Source organism: Variovorax sp. GW821-FHT09D05, assembly GCF_059416325.1.
This window is the reverse complement of sequence record NZ_JBWKOZ010000001.1, coordinates 702,110-723,039: the sequence shown is the minus strand read 5'-3', so window position 1 is coordinate 723,039 and position 20,930 is coordinate 702,110. Positions and strand designations below refer to the sequence as shown.

The 20,930-nt window shown below is 66.3% G+C and carries 27 protein-coding genes; 5 read left to right on the top strand and 22 right to left on the bottom strand.

Annotated elements, in window-relative coordinates; translation table 11 throughout:
• Positions 1-69: 69 nt before the first annotated feature.
• A complete protein-coding gene (locus AC07O3_RS03490) occupies positions 70-1,017 on the bottom strand; it encodes an adenylate/guanylate cyclase domain-containing protein (RefSeq protein WP_093054831.1) in 948 nt (315 codons plus the stop codon).
• A 311-nt stretch (positions 1,018-1,328) separates the two neighbouring features.
• On the opposite strand from AC07O3_RS03490, the gene AC07O3_RS03485 reads away from it, so the two are divergent.
• Positions 1,329-1,667 (top strand): hypothetical protein, encoded by a 339-nt coding sequence (locus tag AC07O3_RS03485; protein ID WP_093054829.1) that lies wholly within the window; start codon positions 1,329-1,331, stop codon positions 1,665-1,667.
• 59 nt (positions 1,668-1,726) lie between these two features.
• On the opposite strand, the gene AC07O3_RS03480 is transcribed toward AC07O3_RS03485, so the two are convergent.
• The 8 genes from AC07O3_RS03480 to AC07O3_RS03445 all read right to left on the bottom strand — a co-directional run bounded on the left by AC07O3_RS03480 (position 1,727) and on the right by AC07O3_RS03445 (position 8,152).
• Positions 1,727-2,698, bottom strand: a complete 972-nt coding sequence (locus AC07O3_RS03480) for an LD-carboxypeptidase (RefSeq protein ID WP_495338572.1) — start codon at positions 2,696-2,698, stop codon at positions 1,727-1,729.
• A complete protein-coding gene (tadA, locus tag AC07O3_RS03475; protein ID WP_495338571.1) occupies positions 2,695-3,804 on the bottom strand; it encodes a tRNA adenosine(34) deaminase TadA in 1,110 nt (369 codons plus the stop codon). The genes AC07O3_RS03480 and tadA overlap by 4 nt, the downstream gene beginning before the upstream one ends.
• Positions 3,794-4,030, bottom strand: coding sequence for a hypothetical protein (locus tag AC07O3_RS03470; protein WP_495338570.1), 237 nt, complete (start codon positions 4,028-4,030; stop codon positions 3,794-3,796). The genes tadA and AC07O3_RS03470 overlap by 11 nt, the downstream gene beginning before the upstream one ends.
• 1 nt (position 4,031) lies before the next feature.
• On the bottom strand, positions 4,032-4,676 hold the full coding sequence (locus AC07O3_RS03465) for an FMN-binding negative transcriptional regulator (protein WP_495338569.1): 645 nt from the start codon (positions 4,674-4,676) through the stop codon (positions 4,032-4,034).
• A gap of 43 nt (positions 4,677-4,719) precedes the next feature.
• Positions 4,720-5,418 (bottom strand): ankyrin repeat domain-containing protein, encoded by a 699-nt coding sequence (locus AC07O3_RS03460; protein WP_440531437.1) that lies wholly within the window; start codon positions 5,416-5,418, stop codon positions 4,720-4,722.
• Positions 5,418-5,918, bottom strand: a complete 501-nt coding sequence (locus tag AC07O3_RS03455) for a GlcG/HbpS family heme-binding protein (RefSeq protein WP_495338568.1) — start codon at positions 5,916-5,918, stop codon at positions 5,418-5,420. The genes AC07O3_RS03460 and AC07O3_RS03455 overlap by 1 nt, the downstream gene beginning before the upstream one ends.
• Before the next feature lie 117 nt (positions 5,919-6,035).
• Positions 6,036-6,674 carry a response regulator transcription factor gene (locus tag AC07O3_RS03450; RefSeq protein ID WP_426393016.1) on the bottom strand — a complete coding sequence of 213 codons (639 nt, stop codon included), beginning with the start codon at positions 6,672-6,674 and terminating at the stop codon, positions 6,036-6,038.
• Positions 6,671-8,152 (bottom strand): sensor histidine kinase, encoded by a 1,482-nt coding sequence (locus tag AC07O3_RS03445; protein ID WP_495338567.1) that lies wholly within the window; start codon positions 8,150-8,152, stop codon positions 6,671-6,673. The genes AC07O3_RS03450 and AC07O3_RS03445 overlap by 4 nt, the downstream gene beginning before the upstream one ends.
• Positions 8,153-8,214: 62 nt before the next feature.
• Between AC07O3_RS03445 and AC07O3_RS03440 the strand changes: the two genes are divergently transcribed.
• Positions 8,215-9,279, top strand: coding sequence for a DUF72 domain-containing protein (locus AC07O3_RS03440; protein ID WP_093074546.1), 1,065 nt, complete (start codon positions 8,215-8,217; stop codon positions 9,277-9,279).
• Here the strand turns inward: AC07O3_RS03440 and AC07O3_RS03435 are convergent.
• The 5 genes from AC07O3_RS03435 to AC07O3_RS03415 all read right to left on the bottom strand — a co-directional run bounded on the left by AC07O3_RS03435 (position 9,276) and on the right by AC07O3_RS03415 (position 12,947).
• Positions 9,276-9,770, bottom strand: coding sequence for a RidA family protein (locus tag AC07O3_RS03435; protein WP_093074548.1), 495 nt, complete (start codon positions 9,768-9,770; stop codon positions 9,276-9,278). The two genes, AC07O3_RS03440 and AC07O3_RS03435, sit on opposite strands and share 4 nt — an antisense overlap.
• 86 nt (positions 9,771-9,856) lie before the next feature.
• Entirely contained in the window at positions 9,857-10,177 is a 321-nt protein-coding gene (locus tag AC07O3_RS03430; protein WP_093074550.1) for a non-heme iron oxygenase ferredoxin subunit, read from the bottom strand.
• An 8-nt stretch (positions 10,178-10,185) separates the two neighbouring features.
• The gene (locus AC07O3_RS03425) at positions 10,186-10,668 is read right to left on the bottom strand and encodes an aromatic-ring-hydroxylating dioxygenase subunit beta (protein ID WP_093054805.1); all 483 of its coding nucleotides are present in this window, start codon (positions 10,666-10,668) and stop codon (positions 10,186-10,188) included.
• Positions 10,665-11,921: an aromatic ring-hydroxylating dioxygenase subunit alpha gene (locus AC07O3_RS03420; protein ID WP_440531433.1), complete on the bottom strand. Its 1,257-nt coding sequence runs from the start codon at positions 11,919-11,921 to the stop codon at positions 10,665-10,667. The genes AC07O3_RS03425 and AC07O3_RS03420 overlap by 4 nt, the downstream gene beginning before the upstream one ends.
• Before the next feature lie 36 nt (positions 11,922-11,957).
• On the bottom strand, positions 11,958-12,947 hold the full coding sequence (locus AC07O3_RS03415) for a 2Fe-2S iron-sulfur cluster-binding protein (protein ID WP_495338566.1): 990 nt from the start codon (positions 12,945-12,947) through the stop codon (positions 11,958-11,960).
• 127 nt (positions 12,948-13,074) lie between these two features.
• On the opposite strand from AC07O3_RS03415, the gene AC07O3_RS03410 reads away from it, so the two are divergent.
• Positions 13,075-13,989 carry a LysR family transcriptional regulator gene (locus AC07O3_RS03410; RefSeq protein WP_093054799.1) on the top strand — a complete coding sequence of 305 codons (915 nt, stop codon included), beginning with the start codon at positions 13,075-13,077 and terminating at the stop codon, positions 13,987-13,989.
• Positions 13,990-14,022: 33 nt separating this feature from the next.
• Here AC07O3_RS03410 and AC07O3_RS03405 read toward each other — a convergent pair whose 3' ends face one another.
• Positions 14,023-14,649 (bottom strand): 2'-5' RNA ligase family protein, encoded by a 627-nt coding sequence (locus AC07O3_RS03405; protein WP_495338565.1) that lies wholly within the window; start codon positions 14,647-14,649, stop codon positions 14,023-14,025.
• Positions 14,650-14,657: 8 nt separating this feature from the next.
• Positions 14,658-14,810 carry a hypothetical protein gene (locus tag AC07O3_RS03400; protein WP_177142293.1) on the bottom strand — a complete coding sequence of 51 codons (153 nt, stop codon included), beginning with the start codon at positions 14,808-14,810 and terminating at the stop codon, positions 14,658-14,660.
• Position 14,811: 1 nt separating this feature from the next.
• Here AC07O3_RS03400 and AC07O3_RS03395 point away from each other — a divergent pair, with 1 nt between their 5' ends.
• Positions 14,812-15,420: a porin family protein gene (locus AC07O3_RS03395; RefSeq protein ID WP_495338564.1), complete on the top strand. Its 609-nt coding sequence runs from the start codon at positions 14,812-14,814 to the stop codon at positions 15,418-15,420.
• A gap of 64 nt (positions 15,421-15,484) precedes the next feature.
• Here the strand turns inward: AC07O3_RS03395 and guaA are convergent, their stop codons facing one another.
• The 4 genes from guaA to guaB all read right to left on the bottom strand — a co-directional run bounded on the left by guaA (position 15,485) and on the right by guaB (position 19,430).
• Entirely contained in the window at positions 15,485-17,104 is a 1,620-nt protein-coding gene (gene guaA / locus AC07O3_RS03390; protein WP_093173852.1) for a glutamine-hydrolyzing GMP synthase, read from the bottom strand.
• 11 nt (positions 17,105-17,115) lie between these two features.
• On the bottom strand, positions 17,116-17,535 hold the full coding sequence (locus AC07O3_RS03385) for a type II toxin-antitoxin system VapC family toxin (protein ID WP_093054789.1): 420 nt from the start codon (positions 17,533-17,535) through the stop codon (positions 17,116-17,118).
• An 11-nt stretch (positions 17,536-17,546) separates the two neighbouring features.
• The gene (locus tag AC07O3_RS03380; protein ID WP_093074566.1) at positions 17,547-17,795 is read right to left on the bottom strand and encodes a type II toxin-antitoxin system Phd/YefM family antitoxin; all 249 of its coding nucleotides are present in this window, start codon (positions 17,793-17,795) and stop codon (positions 17,547-17,549) included.
• A 165-nt stretch (positions 17,796-17,960) separates the two neighbouring features.
• Positions 17,961-19,430 carry an IMP dehydrogenase gene (guaB, locus tag AC07O3_RS03375; RefSeq protein WP_093054786.1) on the bottom strand — a complete coding sequence of 490 codons (1,470 nt, stop codon included), beginning with the start codon at positions 19,428-19,430 and terminating at the stop codon, positions 17,961-17,963.
• 128 nt (positions 19,431-19,558) lie between these two features.
• Here guaB and AC07O3_RS03370 point away from each other — a divergent pair, with 128 nt between their 5' ends.
• The gene (locus AC07O3_RS03370) at positions 19,559-20,089 is read left to right on the top strand and encodes a DUF4124 domain-containing protein (RefSeq protein ID WP_093074568.1); all 531 of its coding nucleotides are present in this window, start codon (positions 19,559-19,561) and stop codon (positions 20,087-20,089) included.
• A gap of 15 nt (positions 20,090-20,104) precedes the next feature.
• Here AC07O3_RS03370 and AC07O3_RS03365 read toward each other — a convergent pair whose 3' ends face one another.
• A complete protein-coding gene (locus AC07O3_RS03365; protein WP_426393002.1) occupies positions 20,105-20,443 on the bottom strand; it encodes an RnfH family protein in 339 nt (112 codons plus the stop codon).
• Positions 20,443-20,889, bottom strand: a complete 447-nt coding sequence (locus AC07O3_RS03360; RefSeq protein WP_258355058.1) for a type II toxin-antitoxin system RatA family toxin — start codon at positions 20,887-20,889, stop codon at positions 20,443-20,445. The genes AC07O3_RS03365 and AC07O3_RS03360 overlap by 1 nt, the downstream gene beginning before the upstream one ends.
• Positions 20,890-20,930: the final 41 nt, after the last annotated feature.

Sequence of the window (20,930 nt, the reverse complement as noted above, 5' to 3'; positions counted from 1 at the left end):
GTGGTGCACCCGTCACCGCGACGGCTGGTTGCCAAACGTCACTGCCGCGCGGTGCGTTGCAACCAACGCTCAACCCGCGATTTCGCGGCGCGACAACATCACGTCGCCGCTGTTCGTGTTGAAGGCGATGGTCGGCGCGCTGAAGTCGCTGAGCGGCGCGCCCAGGCCGATTTCACCGCGGCCGTGCAGCACGCACTCTTCACGCCGCAGGGCAATCTCGGTGCTCGGCCCGCCGTTGCCATGGAAGCGCACCCAGGTGCCATAGGTGCTGACGTCGATCAGCACGCAACTGCCCTGCCGCAACTCGATGCGCGCATGCAGCCGCGAGACGCGGGGGTCGTTGACCACGAACTGTGCGTCGTCGACGCGACCCAGGTGAATCGGGAGCTCTTCGGTGCGGAACATCGACCGCACGTCGAGCCAGGCCAGCTCGATCTGGCCGAAGGAAGAATCCGGCATCCGCAGCGGGGCGAGCGCGGCGGGCACGGTGAGGAAGCTCGTCACCTCCTCCTGCCAGTCGATCCGGTGCACGACCGACATCTCGCTCCGACCCCGGATGTTGATGAGGCCCAGGTCGCGGTGTTGCACCGCGCCTTCGCGCAATTGGGAAATGACGGCGTCGGTCACCCAGATCTGGCCGGGGCCGGCCAGGTCGCTCAGGCGCGAGGCCAGGTTGACGGCGTCGCCGTAGCAATCGCCCTCGACCTCGACCACCTCGCCGCTGGCCACGCCGATCTGCAGCGCCATGCGCAACGGCGCCGGCCATGCGAGCAGGCGCTTCTGGTGATAGCGCTGCAGCTCGACGACCGCGTGCGTGGCGGCGGCGCCGCTGGTGAAGATGGCGAACACACCGTCTCCGAGCGACTTCACCACCCGTCCGCCGTGCGCCTGGCACACGCCGCCGATCCATTGCGTCAGCCGCGTCACGGTCTCGGTGGCTCGAGCATTCCCCATGGCCTCGAAGACCCTGGTGCTCCCCGTCAAGTCCGCGAATACGACTGTGGAATTGACACCCATACTGTTGTGATTCTCGATTTCTATCGCTGGTTGTAAATGCTCAGGGCATACGTTCATTTACGCACGGGAGAAACGGTCTTCGCACCTATCGTGTTGACCATATAGGTATACGCCGCGGGCAACGGAGCAGATGCAAGAGGGGCATTCCTTAATTTGTAGTACTTTGGATTACAAAATACAACATCTGTTAAATACGCTAAGTAAAGCGTGTTGTTTACAGACAAGAAACACCGTTTCAGATCTTGTGAAATGGTTAACTGAGGCTTAAGGTAGCGGCCGTTCTGGCTTCCGGCAATACGCTTTTCGTCCCCATGCTCTTCCGCCGCATTCTTCGTCTGCTGAACGTACCCGGCTTCGGATCCCGCCAGGCGACGGAAAGTCAGCTGGGGCGCATTCGCACGGCGATGCTGTCGGTGCTCCAGGGCCATGGCGGCCACTCGGTGCAGCGCGTGAGCCAGCGCGTGCGCTTTGCGGCCGACGTCGAAGCCCTCTGGTACCTGCGGCAGGACGTGATGATGGCGTTGAGCGCCATCGACGGCGAAACCGCCGCACGCCGCCAGATGAAAACCATCAACAGCATGTTCAAGGGCGGATTGCCCGGTTCGATGGGGCCTCGCGCGCATCAGCGCTTTACCAACAACAACGGTTGAAGTTGCGACGGCCCTTCGGGGCCGTTTTATTTTTCCTGCGTTCTTCCCCCATGGCCGGGTCAGTGGCCGTGATGATGATGGTCATGGCCGTGATGATCGTCATGCGCTGGCGTGTGACGATGACCCCAGACGAGAAAGACATCGCGCCCCTCCGCCGCCATCGACACCTTCGCACCCACGGGCAGTAGCACCTTCGTGGGCACATGGCCGAACGGCAGTCCCGCCAGCACAGGCACCTTGAGCGATGCGCGCAGCCGGTCGATCACCGTGTTCAGGCCAAAGCCCCGGTCGTAGCCCGGCGCCTTGCGAATGCCCGTGAATTGCCCGAACACGATGGCGCGCTGACGCGCCAGCACACCGGCCATCTTCAACTGGTCGAGCATGCGTTCGATACGGTACGGGTGCTCGTTGATGTCCTCGATGAAGAGCACGCCCTTGTCCACCACGGGAAAGTACGGCGTGCCGATCAGGCTGGCCAACACGCAAAGGTTGCCGCCCCACAGCACCGCGTCTTGCACGGGCTTGAACTTCAGGTCCGCATCGCGCGCCGGCATGCGCCAGCCGGTGCCTTCGCCCTGCCCCGTAACGAGGTCGTCGAAGCAGGCTTCCATGATGTCGTCAGCCTCGGCCTCGGCACCGAAGTCTTCGCCGACCGCAGGGCCCGACCAGGTCACGGCGCCGGTCTTCACCAGCAGCGCGTTCTGCAGTGCGGTGAAGTCGCTGCAGCCGACGAACTCTGTGCCCTTGTCGATCGCCTTGGCCACGGCCTTGTACGGAATGGCGTCGAGGATGCGCGTGAGGCCGTAGCCACCGCGTGAAATGAGCGCCACGTCGGCGCCACTCGCGGCCGCGCGTGAAATCGCGGCGAGCCTCGTGGCGTCATCGCCCGCAAAGCGTTGATGCACCGAGAGTGCCGCATCGTCGACTTCGACTTCATGGCCCAGTGCCTTGAGCCGCTTCACGCCGCGCCGGAAAGCGGCCTTGTCGCGCACCGCGCTGGAGGGGGAATAGATGTAGATGTGTTTGGTCACGTGTTCGAGTATCCCATTGCGTTTCGCGCCTGCGGCACGAACGTTCGGGCTTGCACCAGCGTTGGTCCCGACGATGTGGCGATGGGGCCGAGCGCGCGCAGCGCGGCTTCGTAGCCACGGTCGGGGAAAGGTGCGCGCCATGCGTCTTCGGTGTGCTCATCGCCCTCGGGTACGGCGAGCGCCGCCGCGAAGCGTTCAGGTGCCGCGGCCATCAGCAGCGCGGCCAGGTCGGCGGCGGCCGCGCTGTGCGCGAGCACCATGGTCGCCGGTGCGGGCTGCACGCGGGCCAGCCATTCGAGCAGCACATCGCGGTGCCATTCGAGGCGATGCGGTGCTTCGCGCTTTGGCTTGTCGCTCTTGCCGAAGCCGATCAGGTCGGGCACGAGCGTGCGCAACCCGGGCAGGCCCACGAGATGCCGGAAGAAGTAGCCCCATTCGCCGGGGCCGTGCAGGCACAGGCAGCAGGCGGCGTCGCCACCTTCATCGACATAGTGCATGCGCCAGCCCTTCTGGCTTGGCAGGTCCTGCACGTACTGCGGTGCGAAGCCGTAGCCGGCCAGTGCGTCGAAGCGCTCTGGCGGTGTGCGCAACGCGTCGTCGCGCAAGGGCTCGGCCTGTGCGCGCGCGGCGCTTCGGCGTTGCTGGAAGAAGGTCTGCAGCACTGCAGCGCATTCCTGCGCCAGCACGCCGCCCTGCACCTGCGTGTGATGGTTCAGGCGCGGCTCGGCGAAGAGATCGAGCACCGAGCCGGCCGCGCCGGTCTTCGGATCGGCCGCGCCATACACGACGCGCGCCAGGCGCGAATGCAGCATGGCACCCGAACACATCGCGCAAGGCTCGAGCGTGACGAACAGCTCGCAGCCGTCGAGCCGGTAGTTGCCGAGCGCCGTGGCACCGGCGCGCAGTGCGTTGATCTCGGCATGCGCGCTCGGGTCGTGCTGCGCGACCGGCGTGTTGCGCCCCGTCGCGATCAGCTGGCCATCCTTGACCAGCACCGCGCCGACGGGCACCTCGCCCGCCTCGGCGGCAAGCCGCGCCTGGGCGAGCGCGAGCGCCATCCAGTGCTCGTCTTTCGCCGCCGACGTTGTAAGGGCCTCAGTTGTCATCCGGCATCTGCCGCGCCTTCGCCGCCGCGTCGAGCGCTTCCTTGACTTGCTGCTGCACCTGCTGCGCCTGATCGCGCGCATTCGCAGGCGCTTCGCCGGCGGCCGGTGCGGCAACGCCGGGCACGGCCGGCCGCGTGGAAGAAGCCATGCTCGTCATCTGCTTCTTCGCGACCAGCCCGGCGATCACCAGCGCCAGCACAAGGCCGATCAGCCCGAACGCGCGCATCTCAGCGTCCTTCCGCCACGGTTGCCGCGGCGTTCATGCCGAGGCGATCCATCCACACGGCAAGCGCCTGCTCGTCCGGCGTGCCTGCGCTGTAGACCGCATGCATTGCCGCATGCGACTCGCGGCGATGCTGGTTGAGCTTGATCTTGCATTGCAGCGCCGTCACGCGCAACTCGAAGCCGACGATGCCGGCCAGCATCTTGAGCTGGAATTCCTCGCCCAGGTCGCGCCATTGCTGCGCGTAAGCGGGCTCGTGTTCGCCGATGAGCTTCTTGAGCAGCACGTCCTTCTCGGACGGCTCCTCGATCAGCCGGGTCTCGACGGTGCAGTGCACAGCCAGGTAGTTCCACGTCGGCACGCGGGCCAGGTCGGGGTAGACCGAGGGTGACAGGTACGAGTGCGGACCGAGAAAGGTCACCGCCGCCTTGGGCCGCGCCTGCAAGTAACGCCAGTGCGGATTGGGCTTGGCGCAATGGCCCCACAGCACAAGCTCATCGCCCTCTCGCTGCTCGGCCACCAGCGGCAGGTGCGTGACGTACGGCAGTCCGTCGTCATCGTTCGAGATCAGGCTCGCGAACGGGTGCGAGCGCATCAGTTCCAGCGCGATGGCCGGGTCCTTGGCATTGAACTGCGGGGGCATGTACATGGGACGGTTTCCTCGTGGAGAAACGCCATTGTCCCCGAGCCGCCTATCTTGCGCGCGGAGCTTCCAGCAGTTTCACCATGGCGATGTAGCCACGCGCCTTCGCCAGCTGCAGCGGCGTGTTGCCCTGGCGGTCGGCCAGCTTGAGATTGGCGCCAGCATCGACCAGCGCGGCCAGCGTGCGCTGATGGCGCGGGCCGCCATCGCCGAGCACGATGGATTCGATCACTGCCGTCCAGTGCAGGTTGTTGACGTGGTCGAGCGGCGCGCCGGCGGCGATCAGCCTGCGCACCACTTCGTCGTGCCCGAGGTGCGCGGCCGCGATCAGCGCGGTGCCGTCGTAGCGGCTCGTCGTCTGCCCGGCCTTGGCGCCGAGCGACAGTAGCAGCGAGAGCGTCGCGGCATCGTCGGCCACGGAGGCGATGGTGACCGCGTCGTAGCGGTCGTCTTCGAGCAGGTCGAGGTTGGCGCCGGCCTTGGCCAGCAGCTTGATCGCCTCGCGCTGCCGCGCATGCGTGGCGACATGCAGCGGCGTGCGGCCGCGCGTGTCGCGCACATCGAGATTGGCGCCCGAGGCGATCAGCGCCTTCAGCTTTGGCAGGTCGCCATGCCACGCAGCCTGGTGCAGCCCTTCGTAGGCCAGCACCTCGGCCGCCAGCGGCGGCACCTGGGCGAGCGCGCCTACCGTCACGCCCAACCCGAGCGCAGCCGCCAGCACCCCCGACCAGATACCGCGTGCCGTCATCAGAGCAGGCCCTTGACCTTCTCGAGCGCCGCGTTGGCGCACTGCTCGTCGAGGTGGCCGCCGGGCGCGCCGCCCACGCCGACCGCGCCGATCACTTCATTGCCCGACTTGATCGGCACGCCACCGCCCAGCACCAGGAAGCCCGGCAGGTACACCAGGTTGGCGGCGGCCGGGTTCTTCTGTGCGCCTTCCATCATGGCCTGCGTCGGGCTCTTGGCCGAAGCCGAAGTCCAGGCCTTGCGCTCGCTCGATGCCAGCGTGTGCGGGCCGGCGCTGTCGGCGCGCTGCACGGCACGCACGGTCCCGGCGCGGTCGACCACGGTGGCCGCCACGTTGTAGCCGTTGGCAGCGCAGGCCGCCACGGCTTCGGCCGCGATCTGGTTGGCCAGCACGAGCGACATGTTCTTTTCGGTGCGCACCGCAGGTGCGGGCGTCTGGGCCTGGGCGACGGAAGCGGCGAGCAGAACGGCGAGGCCGCCGAGGCGAAGGATGGATTGCATTGTTCGTTTTCTCCAGTGAAACGGGTGGTTGCGCCGGCTGTTGCCGACGGCTGCGCCACTGTAGAAAACATGCGCCGCCGCAACCATTCGTACGGCTACGCCCGGCGCTCCGTAGAACTACGGAGCGCTGTCCACCAGCACGGCATAGCGCCGGATCAGCTGCGCGAGCGAATCGCAGTCGAGCTTGGCGAACAGGTTGGCGCGGTGCGTCTCGACCGTGCGCGGCGACAGCGTCAGCGTGCGCGCGATCTCCTTGTTGGTGAGCCCCTGCACGATGAAGGCCAGCACCTCGCGCTCGCGCTCCGACAGTTGCGCCACCCGCTCGCGCGCCGCGTTGTCGGCCTGCGAGCGTTGGCGCGAGCGCACGTGCTGCCGCACCGCCTGCTGCAGCGCCTCGAGCAGTTGCTCGTCGTCCACAGGTTTTTCGAGGAACTCGGCTGCCCCGGCCTTGAAGGCGCGGCGGCACATCTCGACCGTGCCGTGGCCCGTCAGCATGATCACGGGCTGGTCGACGCCCTGCGCCACCAGCCGGTCGAGCACCGTAAGACCGCTGATACCGGGCATACGCACGTCGAGCACGATGGCGCCCACGCTCGCGCGATCAAAACCGTCGATGAAGACCTGCGGATCGGCCCAGGCCTGCACGCGCAGGCCGACCGTGCCGATCAGCAGCGACAGGCTGTCACGCACCGCCTGGTCGTCGTCGATCAGGTGGACCAGCGGGGATTGCGGCTGATGGGTGCTCGGTATGTTCATTGAGACGGCGCAACAAGCGGAAGCAGCAAGGTGAAGCGCGCGCCGCGCGGCGAGGCGTTGGCCGCGCTCAGGCTGCCGCCCATGCCGCTGGCCAGCGTTTCGCTGAGGCTCAGGCCGAGGCCCAGCCCGCCTTCGCGTGTGCTGAAGAAAGGTTCGAAGAGGCGCGGAAGGGCTTCGGGGGCGATGCCGCGTCCGTTGTCGGTCACGGTCAGCACGCCCTCCTGCCCATTGCGGCCGACGGATACGACGAGGCGCCGCTCGGCCGCCGGCACGAGGTCGAGCGCCTGCAGCGCATTCATCAGCAGGTTGTGCACGATCTGTTCGAGCGCCACCGCCTCGGCCTGTACACGCACCGGCGCCTGCGCGGTGGCATCGAACTGCGCGTTGATCGCGTGTTTGGTGAACTCCGGCACCAGCAGGTGCATGGCGCCGCGCACTACCTCCTGCAGCACCAGCGGCTTCGCTTCTTCGCCACTCGCCTCGGGCCGCTCGATGACGCGGCGAAGGCGCCCCACCACACCGGCCGCGCGGCGCGCCTGCTCCACGGCCTGCCCCATCGCATCGCGTGCCGTGGCCAGGTCAGGAGGATCGTCGTCGAGCAGGCGTCGCGCGGCTTGCGCGTTGGCCAGCACAGCCGTGAGCGGCTGGTTGAGTTCGTGCGCCAGGCCGGCTGACAACTCGCCCAGCGCATTGAGCCGCGCGACCTGCCCGAGCCGCAGCAATTCTTCGGCCCGCCGCCGCGCAACCCGCTGGCGCTGCGCGGCCCGCAGGCCCGCCAGCAACACCGCAATCGCCACGGCCCAGCCGGCGATGCCACGCCACGGCAGTTCTCCCCAGCCCACCTGCCGCTCGGCAACGAGGTCGAACGGCTGGCTCGGCGACGCCAGTGGCTTTGTCAGGTCGAAGCGCCAGCCGTTCGCGGCCGGCACGCCCGGTTGCAGCACCAGTTGCTGGCCGTCGCGCTGCAGGCTCAGCCGCACGGGGCTGTGCTGCGGGTTCATAGGCCAGTCGCGCCACGGCACGGAGCCGGCCAGGTCGATGTCGAGTGCATAGCTGAACGGCGTGGCGCCGATCACCAGCACGTAGCGGCCGTGGACCAGGTCGAGAACCGCCAACTCTGCGCGCTGCTGGCTGCGCGAGCGCGCCTCCGCCGCGGCCAGTGCAGCGGCCTGCGCGCCGTCTGACCAGGGCTCGTCGCGATCGCGCCGCTGCACGCGCAGGATCGACGAGTACACCGAGGGCAGGCGCTGCTCCGGATGGTCCGCGCCGGTGCTTGGCTCCAGCAGCGCAAGCGTGGCCAGCACCGCGTCGTACTGCACCATCTGCTGGCTCATGAGCCGGTGCGCGATGCGCACGTCGGTCTCGAAGTCCTGATGCATCTGCGCCAGCTCTGCGCGCGCGACCCACACCGCGCCCACGGCGGTGAGCGCCAGCCATGCCAGCCACCAACCACCCTGCGTACGCAACCACTGTTTCATGGCGCGGATTGTGCCCGGCGCGGCAGGCGTGTTCGATGTTGGCCCAGAATGCGAGCCCAGACATGGCTGAAGTACAGGACTCCCTTTTCCCCGAACTGCCGCGCCCTCAAGAGGCGGCTGCGGCCCCCGCCCCCGAGCCACCCGCGAAAAAGAAATCGCGCACCGGCACGGTCGAGCCTGCGCCTACCGACCCGGAGCTGGTCGAGCTAGCCGCAGCACTGCCGCCCAAGCTGCGGCTAGGCACCTCGTCGTGGAGCTATCCGGGTTGGGCCAACCTGGTGTGGGACGGCGAATACGCCGAGACCGTGCTGTCGAAAAACGGCCTCTCCGCACTGGCGAAGCACCCGTTGTTCCGCACCGTGAGCCTGGACCGCAACTTCTACCGCGCCCTCACAGCCAGCCAGTACGCACGCTACGCGGCCATGGTGCCCGACGACTTCCGCTTCGTCGTGAAAGCGCCGAGCCTTGTCACCGATGCCACCGTGCGCGATGAAAGCGGACGCGGCATGCAGGCCAACCCCGTCTTCCTCAGCAGCGAGATCGCGCGGCAGGAATTCGTGCTGCCCGCGCTCGAAGGCCTGGGCCATCGCATCGGCGTGCTGGTGTTCCAGCTGAGCCCGATTCCCGGGCACATCCTCGCCGACCAGCCCGCGCTGCTCGCGCGCATCGCGGCAATGCTCGAATCGCTGCCCGACCTCACATCGGTCGCGCCCGATGCGGTAGTAGCCGTCGAGGTGCGCGACCCGCAACTGCTGAACCCCGCCTTCGCCGAAATGTTGCGCAGCGTGCGCGCCACCTTCTGCATGGGCCTGCACGCCAAGATGCCTCCCATCGAAGAGCAATTGCCGATGCTGCGCGCGCTGTGGCCCGGGCCGCTGGTGTGCCGTTGGAACCTGCACAGGCGCCACGGCCGCTTCGGCTATGAAGACGCGGAAAAGCTCTACGGCCCTTTCGACAAGATCGTCGACCCCGATCCCGAGACGCGCGAGGCACTGGCCAAGGTGATTGCGGGCACCACCCGTGCAGGCCAGAACGCCTTCGTCACCGTGAGCAACAACGCCGAAGGCTGCGCACCGCTGACCATCGCACAGCTGGCGCGCGACCTCACCGGCTTGACGTCGCGTTAGCCGATGTTCTGCTTGGCAGCGACCGTCATCTCGACTTCGACCGTCGCATTCTTCGGCAGCGCATAGACACCGACCGCCGTGCGCACATGCACGCCGGCATCGCCAAACACGCGGTGCAGCAGGTCGGATGCGGCATCGGCCACTTCGCTCTGCTGGGTGAAGTCGGCCGTGCACTGCACGAACACCCCGACGCGCAAAACCTTCTCTACCGCATCGAGCGAACCGAGCGCGCGCCGCAGCAGCGCGAGGCTGCGCAGTGTGCTGATCTGCGCGCCTTCGCGGGCCTTGTCGAGCGACACCGCGTCGCCGACGCGGCCGGTAACCACCACCGTGGTGCCCACGCGCGGTACCTGGCCGCTGAGGTAGATCGTGCGGCCGTCGCGCACCAGCGGCACGTAGTGGCCGCCGGCAATGATCTCGCCGTCGAAGCTGTGGCCGAGTTCGGCGGCAATCTGGTCGGCGATCTGGTCCCGGGTCTTTTCTGCTGTCATGGCTGTTCCGTGAAAGGGAGCGTCATTGTCGCCAGCCCTTTCGCGGCAGAACAGATACAGACGGTGCGGACAAGAGGCAGAACAGATCAGCCCTCGAACGCGAGAAACACCCGCCCGCCTTCGATCTTCACCGGGTAGCTGCGCAGGTCTTCCGTGAGCGGCGCGCACATCGCCTTGCCCGTGCGCACGTCGAAGCGCCCCTGGTGCAGCGGGCATTCGATCTCGTGGCCTTCGAGAAAGCCGTCGCACAGCCGCGCGTGGCCGTGCGTGCAGATGTTGTCGGTGGCGTGAATGCCGTCCTCGGTGCCGTAGAGGGCGATGTCCCTCCCCTGCACCTCGATACCCACCACGTCGTCAGAGGGAACGTCGTCGACTGCCGCGGCGTCGACCCAGGTCATCGTGCTCATGGTTGCTTTCAGATGGGGTAGATGATGGAGTTCGGGATCATTTCGCTGTCGAACACGCACAGGCGCGTGGCGAACTTCAGGCCCTCGGGCGTGGGCACCACGGTGTCGAGGTAGCGCCCCACGTTGAACACGGTCGAGGCCTGGTCAAGCTTGGTGCGGAACACCGCATAGTTGGCCTCGCTATGAATCGTGCCGTTGTCATCGACCTTGTGCACCAGCGGCAGTCCGACGACGTGGCGCTGGTAGTACGGGTCGTGGAACAGCGTCTCCTTGATGCCGTAGACCCGGTCTTCCAGCATGCCGCGGCTCTCGAAGGAGAGCGTGGCCAACGGCAGGTTGCGCTCGTGGTTCTCGCGCGGCTGCAGGCGGTAGCTGCATTGCTCGATGAAGAACGCAGGCCACAGGTCCCAGTTGCCGGAATCGACGGCATGCGCGTAGGCCGCGTAGAGCCGCGACAGATCGAGATAAGTGTTGGCGTCGAGGTTCGTCATGCTTCCATCACCTCGCGCCAGTAGCGATACATGCCGCGGATCAGCGTCTCGGTCACCATGTGATCGGTGTTCTCGACCTCGCGTCCGCCGAGCTCGGCCAGCGTGCGGTGGAAGGGCTTCTGCTCGAAGCCTTCCTGCGAGAACTCGATCACCTCGCCGTCGTCGGCCGAGACGAAGCCGGCTGGCCCGAACAGATTGGCCTGGCGCAGGCGTCGCTGCGTCATCTCCTCGGTGTCGTCCTCGAAGCCGAAGTGCGTCCAGACGAAATCGAAGGCGTCGTGCCCCACCGGCTGGATGTGCCGCGTCGACACGCTGTTGACCTGCTGCTGCAGGATCAGGCTCGGAAACAGCGTCATCATCACCGCGGTCGGCCCGCCCCACCAGGGCTCGGGCACGATGTCGAGAAAGCGCGGATCTTTCAGCTGCATGCTCTCCTTGAAGCTCGACACCTGCGTGACCTGCGCAGCCTTGCCGGCGTTGCCGCGCGTGGAAATCATGGCGGCGTGGCGGCCGCGAGCGTCCATCTTCAGCTCCGACTTGTTGTCTGCGCGCCAGAGCCCGAAAGTGACGAACCAGGTGTGCAGCAGGCCCGGGTGATACGGGTCCTTGATGTTCTCCTGCATGAGCTTCCAGTTGCCCGGAATGCGCTGGCGGTTGTAGCCGAGGATGGTGAGCTTGCGCCCATCGAACAGGCGGTCGAAGTAATGAAGGATGTCGGGGCCGAGGAAGTCTTCGAACGACTCGATTTCATGGTCGAATGACGCGAACACCACGCCGCCGCGCGTGGCCACCTTGAGCTTGGTGAGGCCGTGCTCCTCGGTCTTGAAGTCTGCCGGCATGCCGCCGTTGACCTTGCCGTCCTGCTTCACGCCGCGGCGAAACGGCACGCCCTGAAGGTCGCCCTTGAGCGTGTAGTTCCACTGGTGGTAGGGGCAGACGAACTCCTTGCGGTTGCCCTGGCGCTCGCGGCAGAACTGCATGCCGCGGTGAGCGCAGACGTTCTCGAAGACGTGGATGGCGCCCTCTTCGTCGCGCGACATGACGACCGAGCGCTCGCCGATGGTGGTGCGCTTGAAGTCGCCCGGGTTCGGGATCTCGGCTTCCAGCCCGACGTAGCACCAGTGCTTTTCATAGAAGAAGCGCTGCAGCTCTTTCTTGTGCAACGCCTCGTCGGTATAGGCCATGAAGGGAATGCGGCTGCTCTTTTCGCTTTCCCATTTCAGCTCGATGGGGAACACGGCTTGCGTGGTCATCGCGGGTCTCCTTTTCTTTTCTCGTGGATCTTCGCTTCAGGTGCCTTGCAGGTAGAAGGCATCGGCATGGGTTTGCTCGGGGGCAAGGCCGCGACCGCGCACCAGTTGCGTCACGGCCTCGACCATCGGCGGCGAGCCGCAGAGGTAGGCGCGCCAGCCATCGAGGCTGCCGGGCCAGTCGGCGCGAATGGCGTCGGTGATAAGGCCGATGCGCTGGCCGTCGAGCGCTGGGCCGGTGACGACGACCACATGCACGTTCAGGCCAGGGTGCTGCGCCTGCAGCTCGCGCAGTTCCTGCAGGCCGTAGACGTCGGCATCGGAGCGCACGCCCAGGTAGAGGTGAATGGCCTGCTTGAGCCCCGCCGCGATGGCGCCCCGGACGATCGACAGGATGGGCGCCAGCCCCGTGCCACCCGCTGCGCAGAGCATCGGCCCTCGATGCTTCGTGCGCAGGTAGGCCGTGCCCAACGGCCCGCTCACCCGCACCGAATCGCCTACGCACAGTTGCTCGAAGATGTGCGCCGTGACTCGCCCGCCGGGCACCCTGCGCACGTGGAATTCAAGCTCCGAGTCGTGGCTCAGCCCCGCCATCGAATACGGCCGCGCCAGGTCGGGCGCGAATTGCAGCTGCGCATACTGGCCTGGAGAAAACTCCAACGGCTTGTTCGGCTTCAGGCGCAAGCGCCGGATGTCATGCGTGAGCACGTCGATGCCCGTGACAGTGGCCTTGAGGATGCGCGCCGGGTGTACCACCACTTCGTCGGGCTCCGGGATCTCGATGGCGCAGCTTTCGGTCAGCGTGCTCTGGCAGGCCAGCACGTAGCGCTCGCCTTGCCCGTCGGGCCGGATCGCGTCCTGGCCAGCGTCGAGCACCTGGCCCGAAACCACCTTGCAGCGGCAGGTGCCGCAGCGCCCCGACATGCAGCTGTACGACACCGGCACATGGTGCTCGCGCAGCACTTCGAGCAGGTTCGCGCCGGGGCGAACTTCGAGGGTGCGGGCAAGGGGGTGAATATGCAGGTCCATCGTGGGGTTCTCTTACGCCGGCGTCATGGCCGGCTTGTCTCTGGGGCCGGATGATGCGCGGCCGCTGCCGATTCACCAATAGAATTTGGTGAATCCTCTGCATCACCACGATGAATAAAGGTGCGCCATGCAACTCAAGGACATCGACCTCAACCTGCTGCTCGTGTTCGACCGCATGCTGGCCGAGAAGCGCGTGTCGGCCGTGGCCGAGTCGCTCGGGCTCTCGCAGCCGGCCATCAGCAATGCGCTGGCGCGGCTGCGCAAGCTGCTGGGCGACGAACTGTTCCTGCGCACCGCGCGCGGCATGGAGCCCACGCCCTTCGCGCTGCAGCTGGCCGAGCCTGTCGCCTACGCGATGGGTGCGCTGCATACTGCGCTCAACCAGCAGGTGGTGTTCGACCCCGCCACGAGCACGCGCGGCTTCACGCTCGCGATGACCGACATCGGCGAGATCTACTTCACGCCACGGCTGATGGAGGCGCTGTCAGTGGCAGCGCCCGGCGTGACCATCAGCACGGTGCGCAACAACACCGCGGCCAGCCTGCGCGATGAGCTGGAAGCCGGCCACGTCGACATCGCCATCGGCCTGCTGCCGCAGCTGAAAGCCGGCGTGTTCCAGCGCCGGCTGTTCCTGCAGCGCTATGTGTGCATCTTTTCAAAGGAGCATCCGCTCGCACGCAAGCGCAGCGTGTCGCTCAAGGATTTCAGCGCGGCCGACCACGTGCAGGTGCAGGCGGCCGGCACGGGCCATGGCAAGGCCGACGACGTGATGGCGGCTCAGGGCATTCACCGGCGTATCAAGCTCAAGGTGCCGCACTTCGTGGCCATCGGCCACATCCTGCGCTCCAGCGACATGATCGCGACCGTGCCCGAGCGGCTCGCGCAGAGCATCGCCGAGCCTTTCGGGCTGGTGTGGCGCCCTCACCCGGTGGCACTGCCGCAGATTGCGATCAATCTGTTCTGGCACGCGAAGGCGCACCGCGACCCGGGCAACCAATGGCTGCGCGGGCTGCTGTTCGACAACTTCGCGGACGGCGATTGATCGCGACTGGCAGGGAGCCCCCGCACGCTCGCCTCAGGCGACCGCAGTGTTGTCAGGCCACCGGCCCAACACCTCGTGCACGCCCTCGCCGACGTGACTGTCGATCAGAACGAGTGAACCTGCGGTCCACCGGACTGGCGCTTCGAGCGCGTGCTTCTCGAGCTTGCGCCGCGCGTAGGCGACGGTCATGTGCGGCGCGAATGAGCGCGAGGGTTTCAGGCCGGCATCGGCCAGTGCCTCGCCCAGACGCTGCCTGAAAGCCCGCAGGGCTGAGACGCTCTCCTCATCATCGGCGCACAGCACCAGCGCGCCTTTCGCGTAGCTCATGGATTTCTCGAAAGCGACATCGAATGCCGGCATGGGCACCGAGGCAGCAGCGTTCGAAGCCTGCGCCACCTTGTCGGCCGGCACCTGCACGTAGTCGCCGAGATCGAACAGCGTGACATGCAGGCGATGCGCCTCGACCAGCGTTCCCTTCAGGGCGTGTTGCGAATTCATGCGCTCGCCGAGCGCGGCGATCATCGCGGCGTCTTGCATGTCGGGGAGCAGTGCGAAAAAGAGTGCGTGCGGCAGTGGTTCCTTGCGGAGCACCTTGCTTCGTGGACGCGGCAGGGGCCGCGGCGGGGGATCGATTCCGGGAAGAAAAAGCTGTTCTGGCATTGCTCCGATCATCGCGCATCGAGAGTGCGCTTCATGAGCCCTTCAGCAAGCACAAAGCTCTTCTTCAGATTGGAATTTGAGAATCGTCGCACGCCGGTGACCGGGTCAAACAGCCGGTCACGCGTCGCACAAATCTCAACAGATCCAACCAGGAATTTCATCTTGAAGCATTCGCTTGCCTGCTCTGCCCTCGCCGCACTTTTGCTCGGCACCACTGCCATCGGCGCGCACGCCGCCGCTCCGAACGCAGATACCGGACTCTATGTAGGCGGCGCCATCGGCCGCTCGAGCTACAGCCTGCCGTCGTCCAACCGCGTGCCCGTGCCATGGGGCGGCGAGAAGAGCAGCAAGGCCGGCACGGCCTACAAGCTCTACGGCGGCTACAGGCTGACGGAAAACTTCGGCGTCGAAGCCGGCTACGCGCGCCTCGGCCGCGTAAGCCAGTGGAGCTCGGGCGGCGCCTACTCCCGCCTGCAAAGCGGCACGGGCCAGGTCTTCTACGCAGCCGCCACCGCGCGCCTGCCGCTGGGCGATTCCTTCGCCATCAACGGCCGCCTCGGTGTCTCGCGTGGACGCATTTCCGGCGACAACAACTGGGTGCCGATCAACCAGCGCATCTCGGGCAGTTCGACCGGCGTGATGGCGGGCTTCGGCGCGGAGTACCGCGTGACGCAGAACCTTGCCATCACCGCGGACTACGACTACTTCGGCAAGCTGTCGAAGCAGGCCAAGGGCGGGATGCTGACGGTGGGTCTGAAGGCGAGTTTCTGACCGAAGTGGTAGGCCGGAAGCCCGGCCTACCTATGGCAGACGCATGTCCGCGAAATGCGGCAAATCATTCCCACTCGATCGTCGCCGGCGGCTTGCTCGACACGTCGTAGGTCACACGATTGATGCCCCGCACTTCATTGATGATGCGCCCCGACACCTTCTTGAGCAGCGCGTACGGCAACTCGGCCCAGTCGGCCGTCATGAAGTCGCTGGTCTGCACGGCGCGCAGTGCCACCACGTAGTCGTAGGTGCGGCCGTCGCCCATCACGCCCACGCTCTTCACGGGCAGGAACACGGTAAAGGCCTGGCTCGTGAGGTCGTACCAGGTCTTGCCCGTTTCGGCGTCGGTGAAGTTGCGCAGCTCTTCGATGAAGATCGCGTCGGCGCGGCGCAGCAGGTCGGCGTATTCCTTCTTCACTTCACCGAGGATGCGCACGCCCAGGCCCGGGCCAGGGAACGGATGGCGATACACCATCTCGGGCGGCAAGCCGAGTGCCACGCCCAGTTCGCGCACTTCGTCCTTGAACAGGTCGCGCAGCGGTTCGAGCAGCTTCAGGCCAAGCTGCTCGGGCAGGCCGCCCACGTTGTGGTGACTCTTGATGGTGACGGCCTTCTTGCTCTTGGCGCCGCCAGACTCGATGACGTCGGGATAGATAGTGCCCTGCGCCAGGAAGGTCGCACCCTTGTGGCCACCGTCGCCCGCCTTGAGCTTGGCGGCCTCCTGCTTGAACACGGTGACGAACTCGCCGCCGATGATCTTGCGCTTGGCTTCAGGGTCGCTCACGCCTGCGAGCTTGCCGAGGAACAGGTCGCTGGCATCGACGCGGATCACCTTCGCGTGCAGCTTGCCTTCGAACATCTCCATGACCATGTCGCCCTCGTTCAGGCGCAGCAGGCCGTGGTCGACGAACACGCAGGTCAGCTGGTCGCCGATGGCGCGGTGGATGAGCGCGGCTGCCACGCTCGAATCCACACCGCCTGAGAGGCCCAGGATGACTTCTTCGTCGCCCACCTGCTCGCGAATTTTCTCGACGGCTTCGGCGATGTGGTCGCGCATGACCCAGTCGGGCTTGGCTTCGCAGATGCCGAGCACGAAGCGCTCGATGATCGCCTTGCCCTGCACGGTGTGCGTCACTTCGGGGTGGAACTGCAGCGCGTAGTAGCGGCGCGCCTCGTCGGCCATGCCGGCGATGGGGCAGCTGTCGGTGCTTGCCATGAGCTTGAAGCCCGGTGGCAGTTCGGTGACCTTGTCGCCGTGGCTCATCCACACGTTGAGCATGCCGTGGCCTTCAGGCGTGGTGAAGTCGGCAATGTCCTTCAGCAGCGCGGTGTGGCCATGGGCGCGTACGGCCGCGAAGCCGAACTCGCGCTTGTGGCCGCCCTCGACCTTGCCGCCGAGCTGGTGCGCCATGGTCTGCATGCCGTAGCAGATGCCGAGCACGGGCACGCCGAGGTCGAACACGGCCTGCGGTGCCTTGTCGGTGGTCTCTTCGTACACGCTGGCGTGGCTGCCGGAAAGGATCACGCCCTTGAGGTGGCCGTCGGCGGCGTATTGGCGCACCCATTCATCGGTAACGTCGCAGGGGTGCACTTCGCTCAGCACGTGCGCCTCGCGCACGCGGCGTGCGATGAGCTGCGTGACTTGCGAGCCGAAGTCGAGGATGAGGATCTTGTCGTGTTGCATGGCGAAAGGACTCAGAGCGTTGAAATGTCGAACAGCTTGACGCCCGCTTGCGGCGCCGCCTGGATGAGGTGCTCGTCGAAGGTGGCGAGCGGGAGATTGAGCGACTTGGCGAGCCAGAGGTAGCCCGCGTCGTAGAGAGAGACGCCGGCATCGATGGCGACCGCGAGCACAGCCTTGTGCTGGGCCGGCGCGAGTTCATGCAGCTCGACGCGATGGCGGATGGCGTCGAGCACGCTCCACAGCCCTTCGACCGCGGACGCCGGAATGCGGCCGCTGCGTACGCCATTGGCAAGAATGTTGGCGCACTCCCACTGCCAGGCGTTGGGCGCCTGCGGCTCGACCTCGTCGCGGCGGATGGCGGCGTAGAGCTTGCGGGTGTGTTCGCTGGCCATGTCGGGCAGCAGCCAGGCGGCGGTGACGGAGGCGTCCATGACGAAGGCTGTCACGATTGGCGCCCTTCGTCGAGCAAGGCGCGCAATGGCAGGCCGGGTTGGATGGTGGCGTGCAGCGCGTCGATCTGGCCGAGTTCGCGCTCGATCTGCTCGTCGGTGATGACCGGCTTGCGGCGCACCGGCAGCATGCGCACGACTTCCTTGCCGTGGCGGGTGATGCGAACCTCCTCGCCCTTTTCGACCAGGTCGATCAGGGCCGAGAAGTTGTTCTTGGCTTCAGCGATACCGATGGATTGCATTTGGGCCAGAAAATTTGAATCTGGCCCAAATTCTAAACCCATTCTGGCCTGACTTTCAAGGTCTGGCCAGAATGGGCTTCAGGCCGGCGCCGGGCCGCCCCAAGGCGGCCTGCGGCCCCCTCGGGGGCAGCGACCCACACGCAGTGGGGGAGCGTGGGGGCCAGACTACTCAGCGCGGTAGTTCGGCGCTTCCTTCGTGATCTGCACGTCATGGACGTGGCTCTCACGGATGCCGGCCGTGGTGATCTCGACGAACTCGGCCTTGTTCTGCATGTCCTCGATGGTCGCGCAGCCGCAGTAGCCCATGCTGGCGCGCACGCCGCCGGCCATCTGGTAGACGATGGAGACGATCGAGCCCTTGTAGGGGACGCGGCCTTCGATGCCTTCGGGCACCAGCTTGTCGGTGTTGGGGTTGCCGGTGGTCGATTCCTGGAAGTACCGGTCGGCACTGCCCTGCTGCATCGCGCCGATGGAGCCCATGCCGCGGTAGCTCTTGTAGCTGCGGCCCTGATACAGAACGATTTCGCCCGGTGCCTCTTCGGTGCCGGCGAACATGCTGCCCATCATGACGGTGCTCGCGCCGGCCGCGATGGCCTTGGCGATGTCGCCCGAGTAGCGCACACCGCCGTCGGAGATCAGCGGAATGCCCGTGCCCTGCAGCGCGGTAGCGACGCTGTCGACCGCCATGATCTGCGGCACGCCCACGCCGGCCACGATGCGGGTGGTGCAGATGGAGCCCGGGCCGATGCCGACCTTGACCGCGTCGGCGCCGGCGTCGGCCAACGCGCGCGCGGCGTCGCCGGTGGCGATGTTGCCGCCGATGACTTCGACCTGCGGGTAGTTTTTCTTGACCCAGCGCACGCGCTCGATCACGCCAAAGCTATGGCCGTGGGCGGTGTCGACCACGATGGCGTCGACGCCGGCCTTCACCAGGGCTTCGACGCGCTCTTCGGTACCGTCGCCCACGCCGACCGCAGCGCCCACGCGCAGGCGGCCGTTGGCGTCGCGTGCTGCATTGGGGAAGCTGGTCTGCTTGGTGATGTCCTTGACGGTGATGAGGCCCTTGAGCTCCCAGTCGCCGTTGATGACGAGCAGCCGCTCGAGCTTGTACTTGTTGAGCAATGCCTTGGCTTCGGCCAGCGTGGTGCCGTCGGGCACGGTGATGAGCTTCTCGCGCTGGGTCATGATTTCGCTGACCGGCACGTCATAGCGGTTCTCGAAGCGCAGGTCGCGCCCCGTCACGATGCCAACGACCTTGCCGCCGTCAACCACCGGGAAGCCCGAGATGCCGAGCTGGTCTGACAGCGCCATCACCTGGCGCACCGAGTGCGTCGGGGTGATCACCACCGGGTCGCGCAGAACGCCCGACTCGTAGCGCTTCACGCGGGCCACTTCGGCGGCCTGCTGTTGCGCGGTGAGGTTCTTGTGAACGATCCCGATGCCGCCCTCTTGCGCGATGGCGATCGCCAGGCGGGCTTCGGTCACGGTGTCCATGGCCGCCGAGACGAGCGGCAGGTTCAGCGTGATGTTGCGGGAGAGTTTGGTGGCGAGAGAGGTGTCCTTGGGCAGGACCTGGGAGAACGCTGGCACCAACAACACGTCGTCGAAGGTGAGCGCTTTGCCGAGAAGGCGCATGGGTGAAGCTCCAAAAGACGGATTGTAACGAGGCGCCCGGCCTGTTCGCCGGCCCGGGCTTTTCATGGGCGTTGCAAAACTACCTAAGCGGGATGTTGCAAAAAGTAAGGCCCGGCTAAACTTCGGGGATGAAATTCGTGCACTGGCTGGTACTGGGATGTGTCGTTGCGCTGCCGCTTTCGGCAAGCGCGCAATGGCAATGGCTCGACAAGAACGGCAAGAAGGTCTTCAGCGATCAGGCGCCACCGCCCGATGTGCCCGAGAAGAACATCCTGCGCCGCGTGGGCCCGCCGCCAGCGGCGCGCTCCACTGCGAACCCCAACGTCGATGCGCCGCCCGCTGAAGGTACGCCGGCCGAGGCAACTGCACCGGCCAAGACGGCGGGCACGCCGAAGCCGACTGGTGTCGACAAGGAACTCGAGGAAAAGACCAAGAAGGCCGAGGCCGAAGCAAAGGCCAAGGAAGCCGCAGAAGCCGCCAAGGTCGCAAAGGCCAAGGCCGACAACTGCGCTCTCGCACGCCAGGGCAAAGCCACCGTCGACAGCGGCATGCGCATTGCCAAGGTCAATTCGCAGGGCGAGCGCGAGATCATGGACGACGCCGCGCGCGCCGCCGAGCAGAAGCGCCTTCAGACGGTCATCAACAGCGACTGCAAGTAGCCCGGCAGCTCGAGCTCAGTAGCCGGCCTTGCCGCCCTTGCGGCGATTCGCGAACAGGCCGGTTCCCTTCGAGCCCTGGCGCTGGAAGCGCTCCCGGCGCGCCACCTTGGGGTCCACTGCGAGAGGGCGGCACAGCTCGATGCGGTCGCCGTCCTTCAGGGCCTGGTCCCACTCGACCACCCTGCCCCAGATGCCCGGCGTCATCGCATGACGCCAATCCAGGTCCGGAAAACGCAGCGAAAGATCGCTGGCCCGTACCGCATCGGCCAGTGTTGTCTCGGGCAAGAGCTGCAGCACCTGCTCGAACACCTCGCGTGCCGCGGGCGAGCAGCTCAGCGTGACCTCGATGGTCATCAGGTTGCGCCGTAGACGTGCTCGGCGCGCTTGACGAAGGCTTCGACAAGACTGGAGGCGATGGTGTCGAACACCGGTCCGACCAGCGCCTGCAGCGCGAAATTGCTGAAGCCGTAGCTCATGTGCAGCTCGACGCGGCAGGCGCGCTCGCCCTGCTCGCCCACGGGCACGAACTTCCACTTGCCGTCGAGGTTGGAGAACGGCCCATCGACCAGCTTCAGCTGCACCTCGCGCCCCGGAACATGGGTGTTGCGGGTGGTAAAGCTCTGGTGCAAACCGGCAAAGGCCAAGCCGACCTCGGCCGTCATGCCGGCCTCGTCCTGCTCGATGATGCGGGCCTTGTCGCACCAGGGAAGAAACTGCGGATACCTCGCCACATCGGTGACGAGCGCATACATCTCTTCGGCGCTGTACCAGATGAGGACGGACTTGTTGACTGTTTTCATAGAATCGACACAGCGTGCGCGACGGATTGTATTGAAGCCAT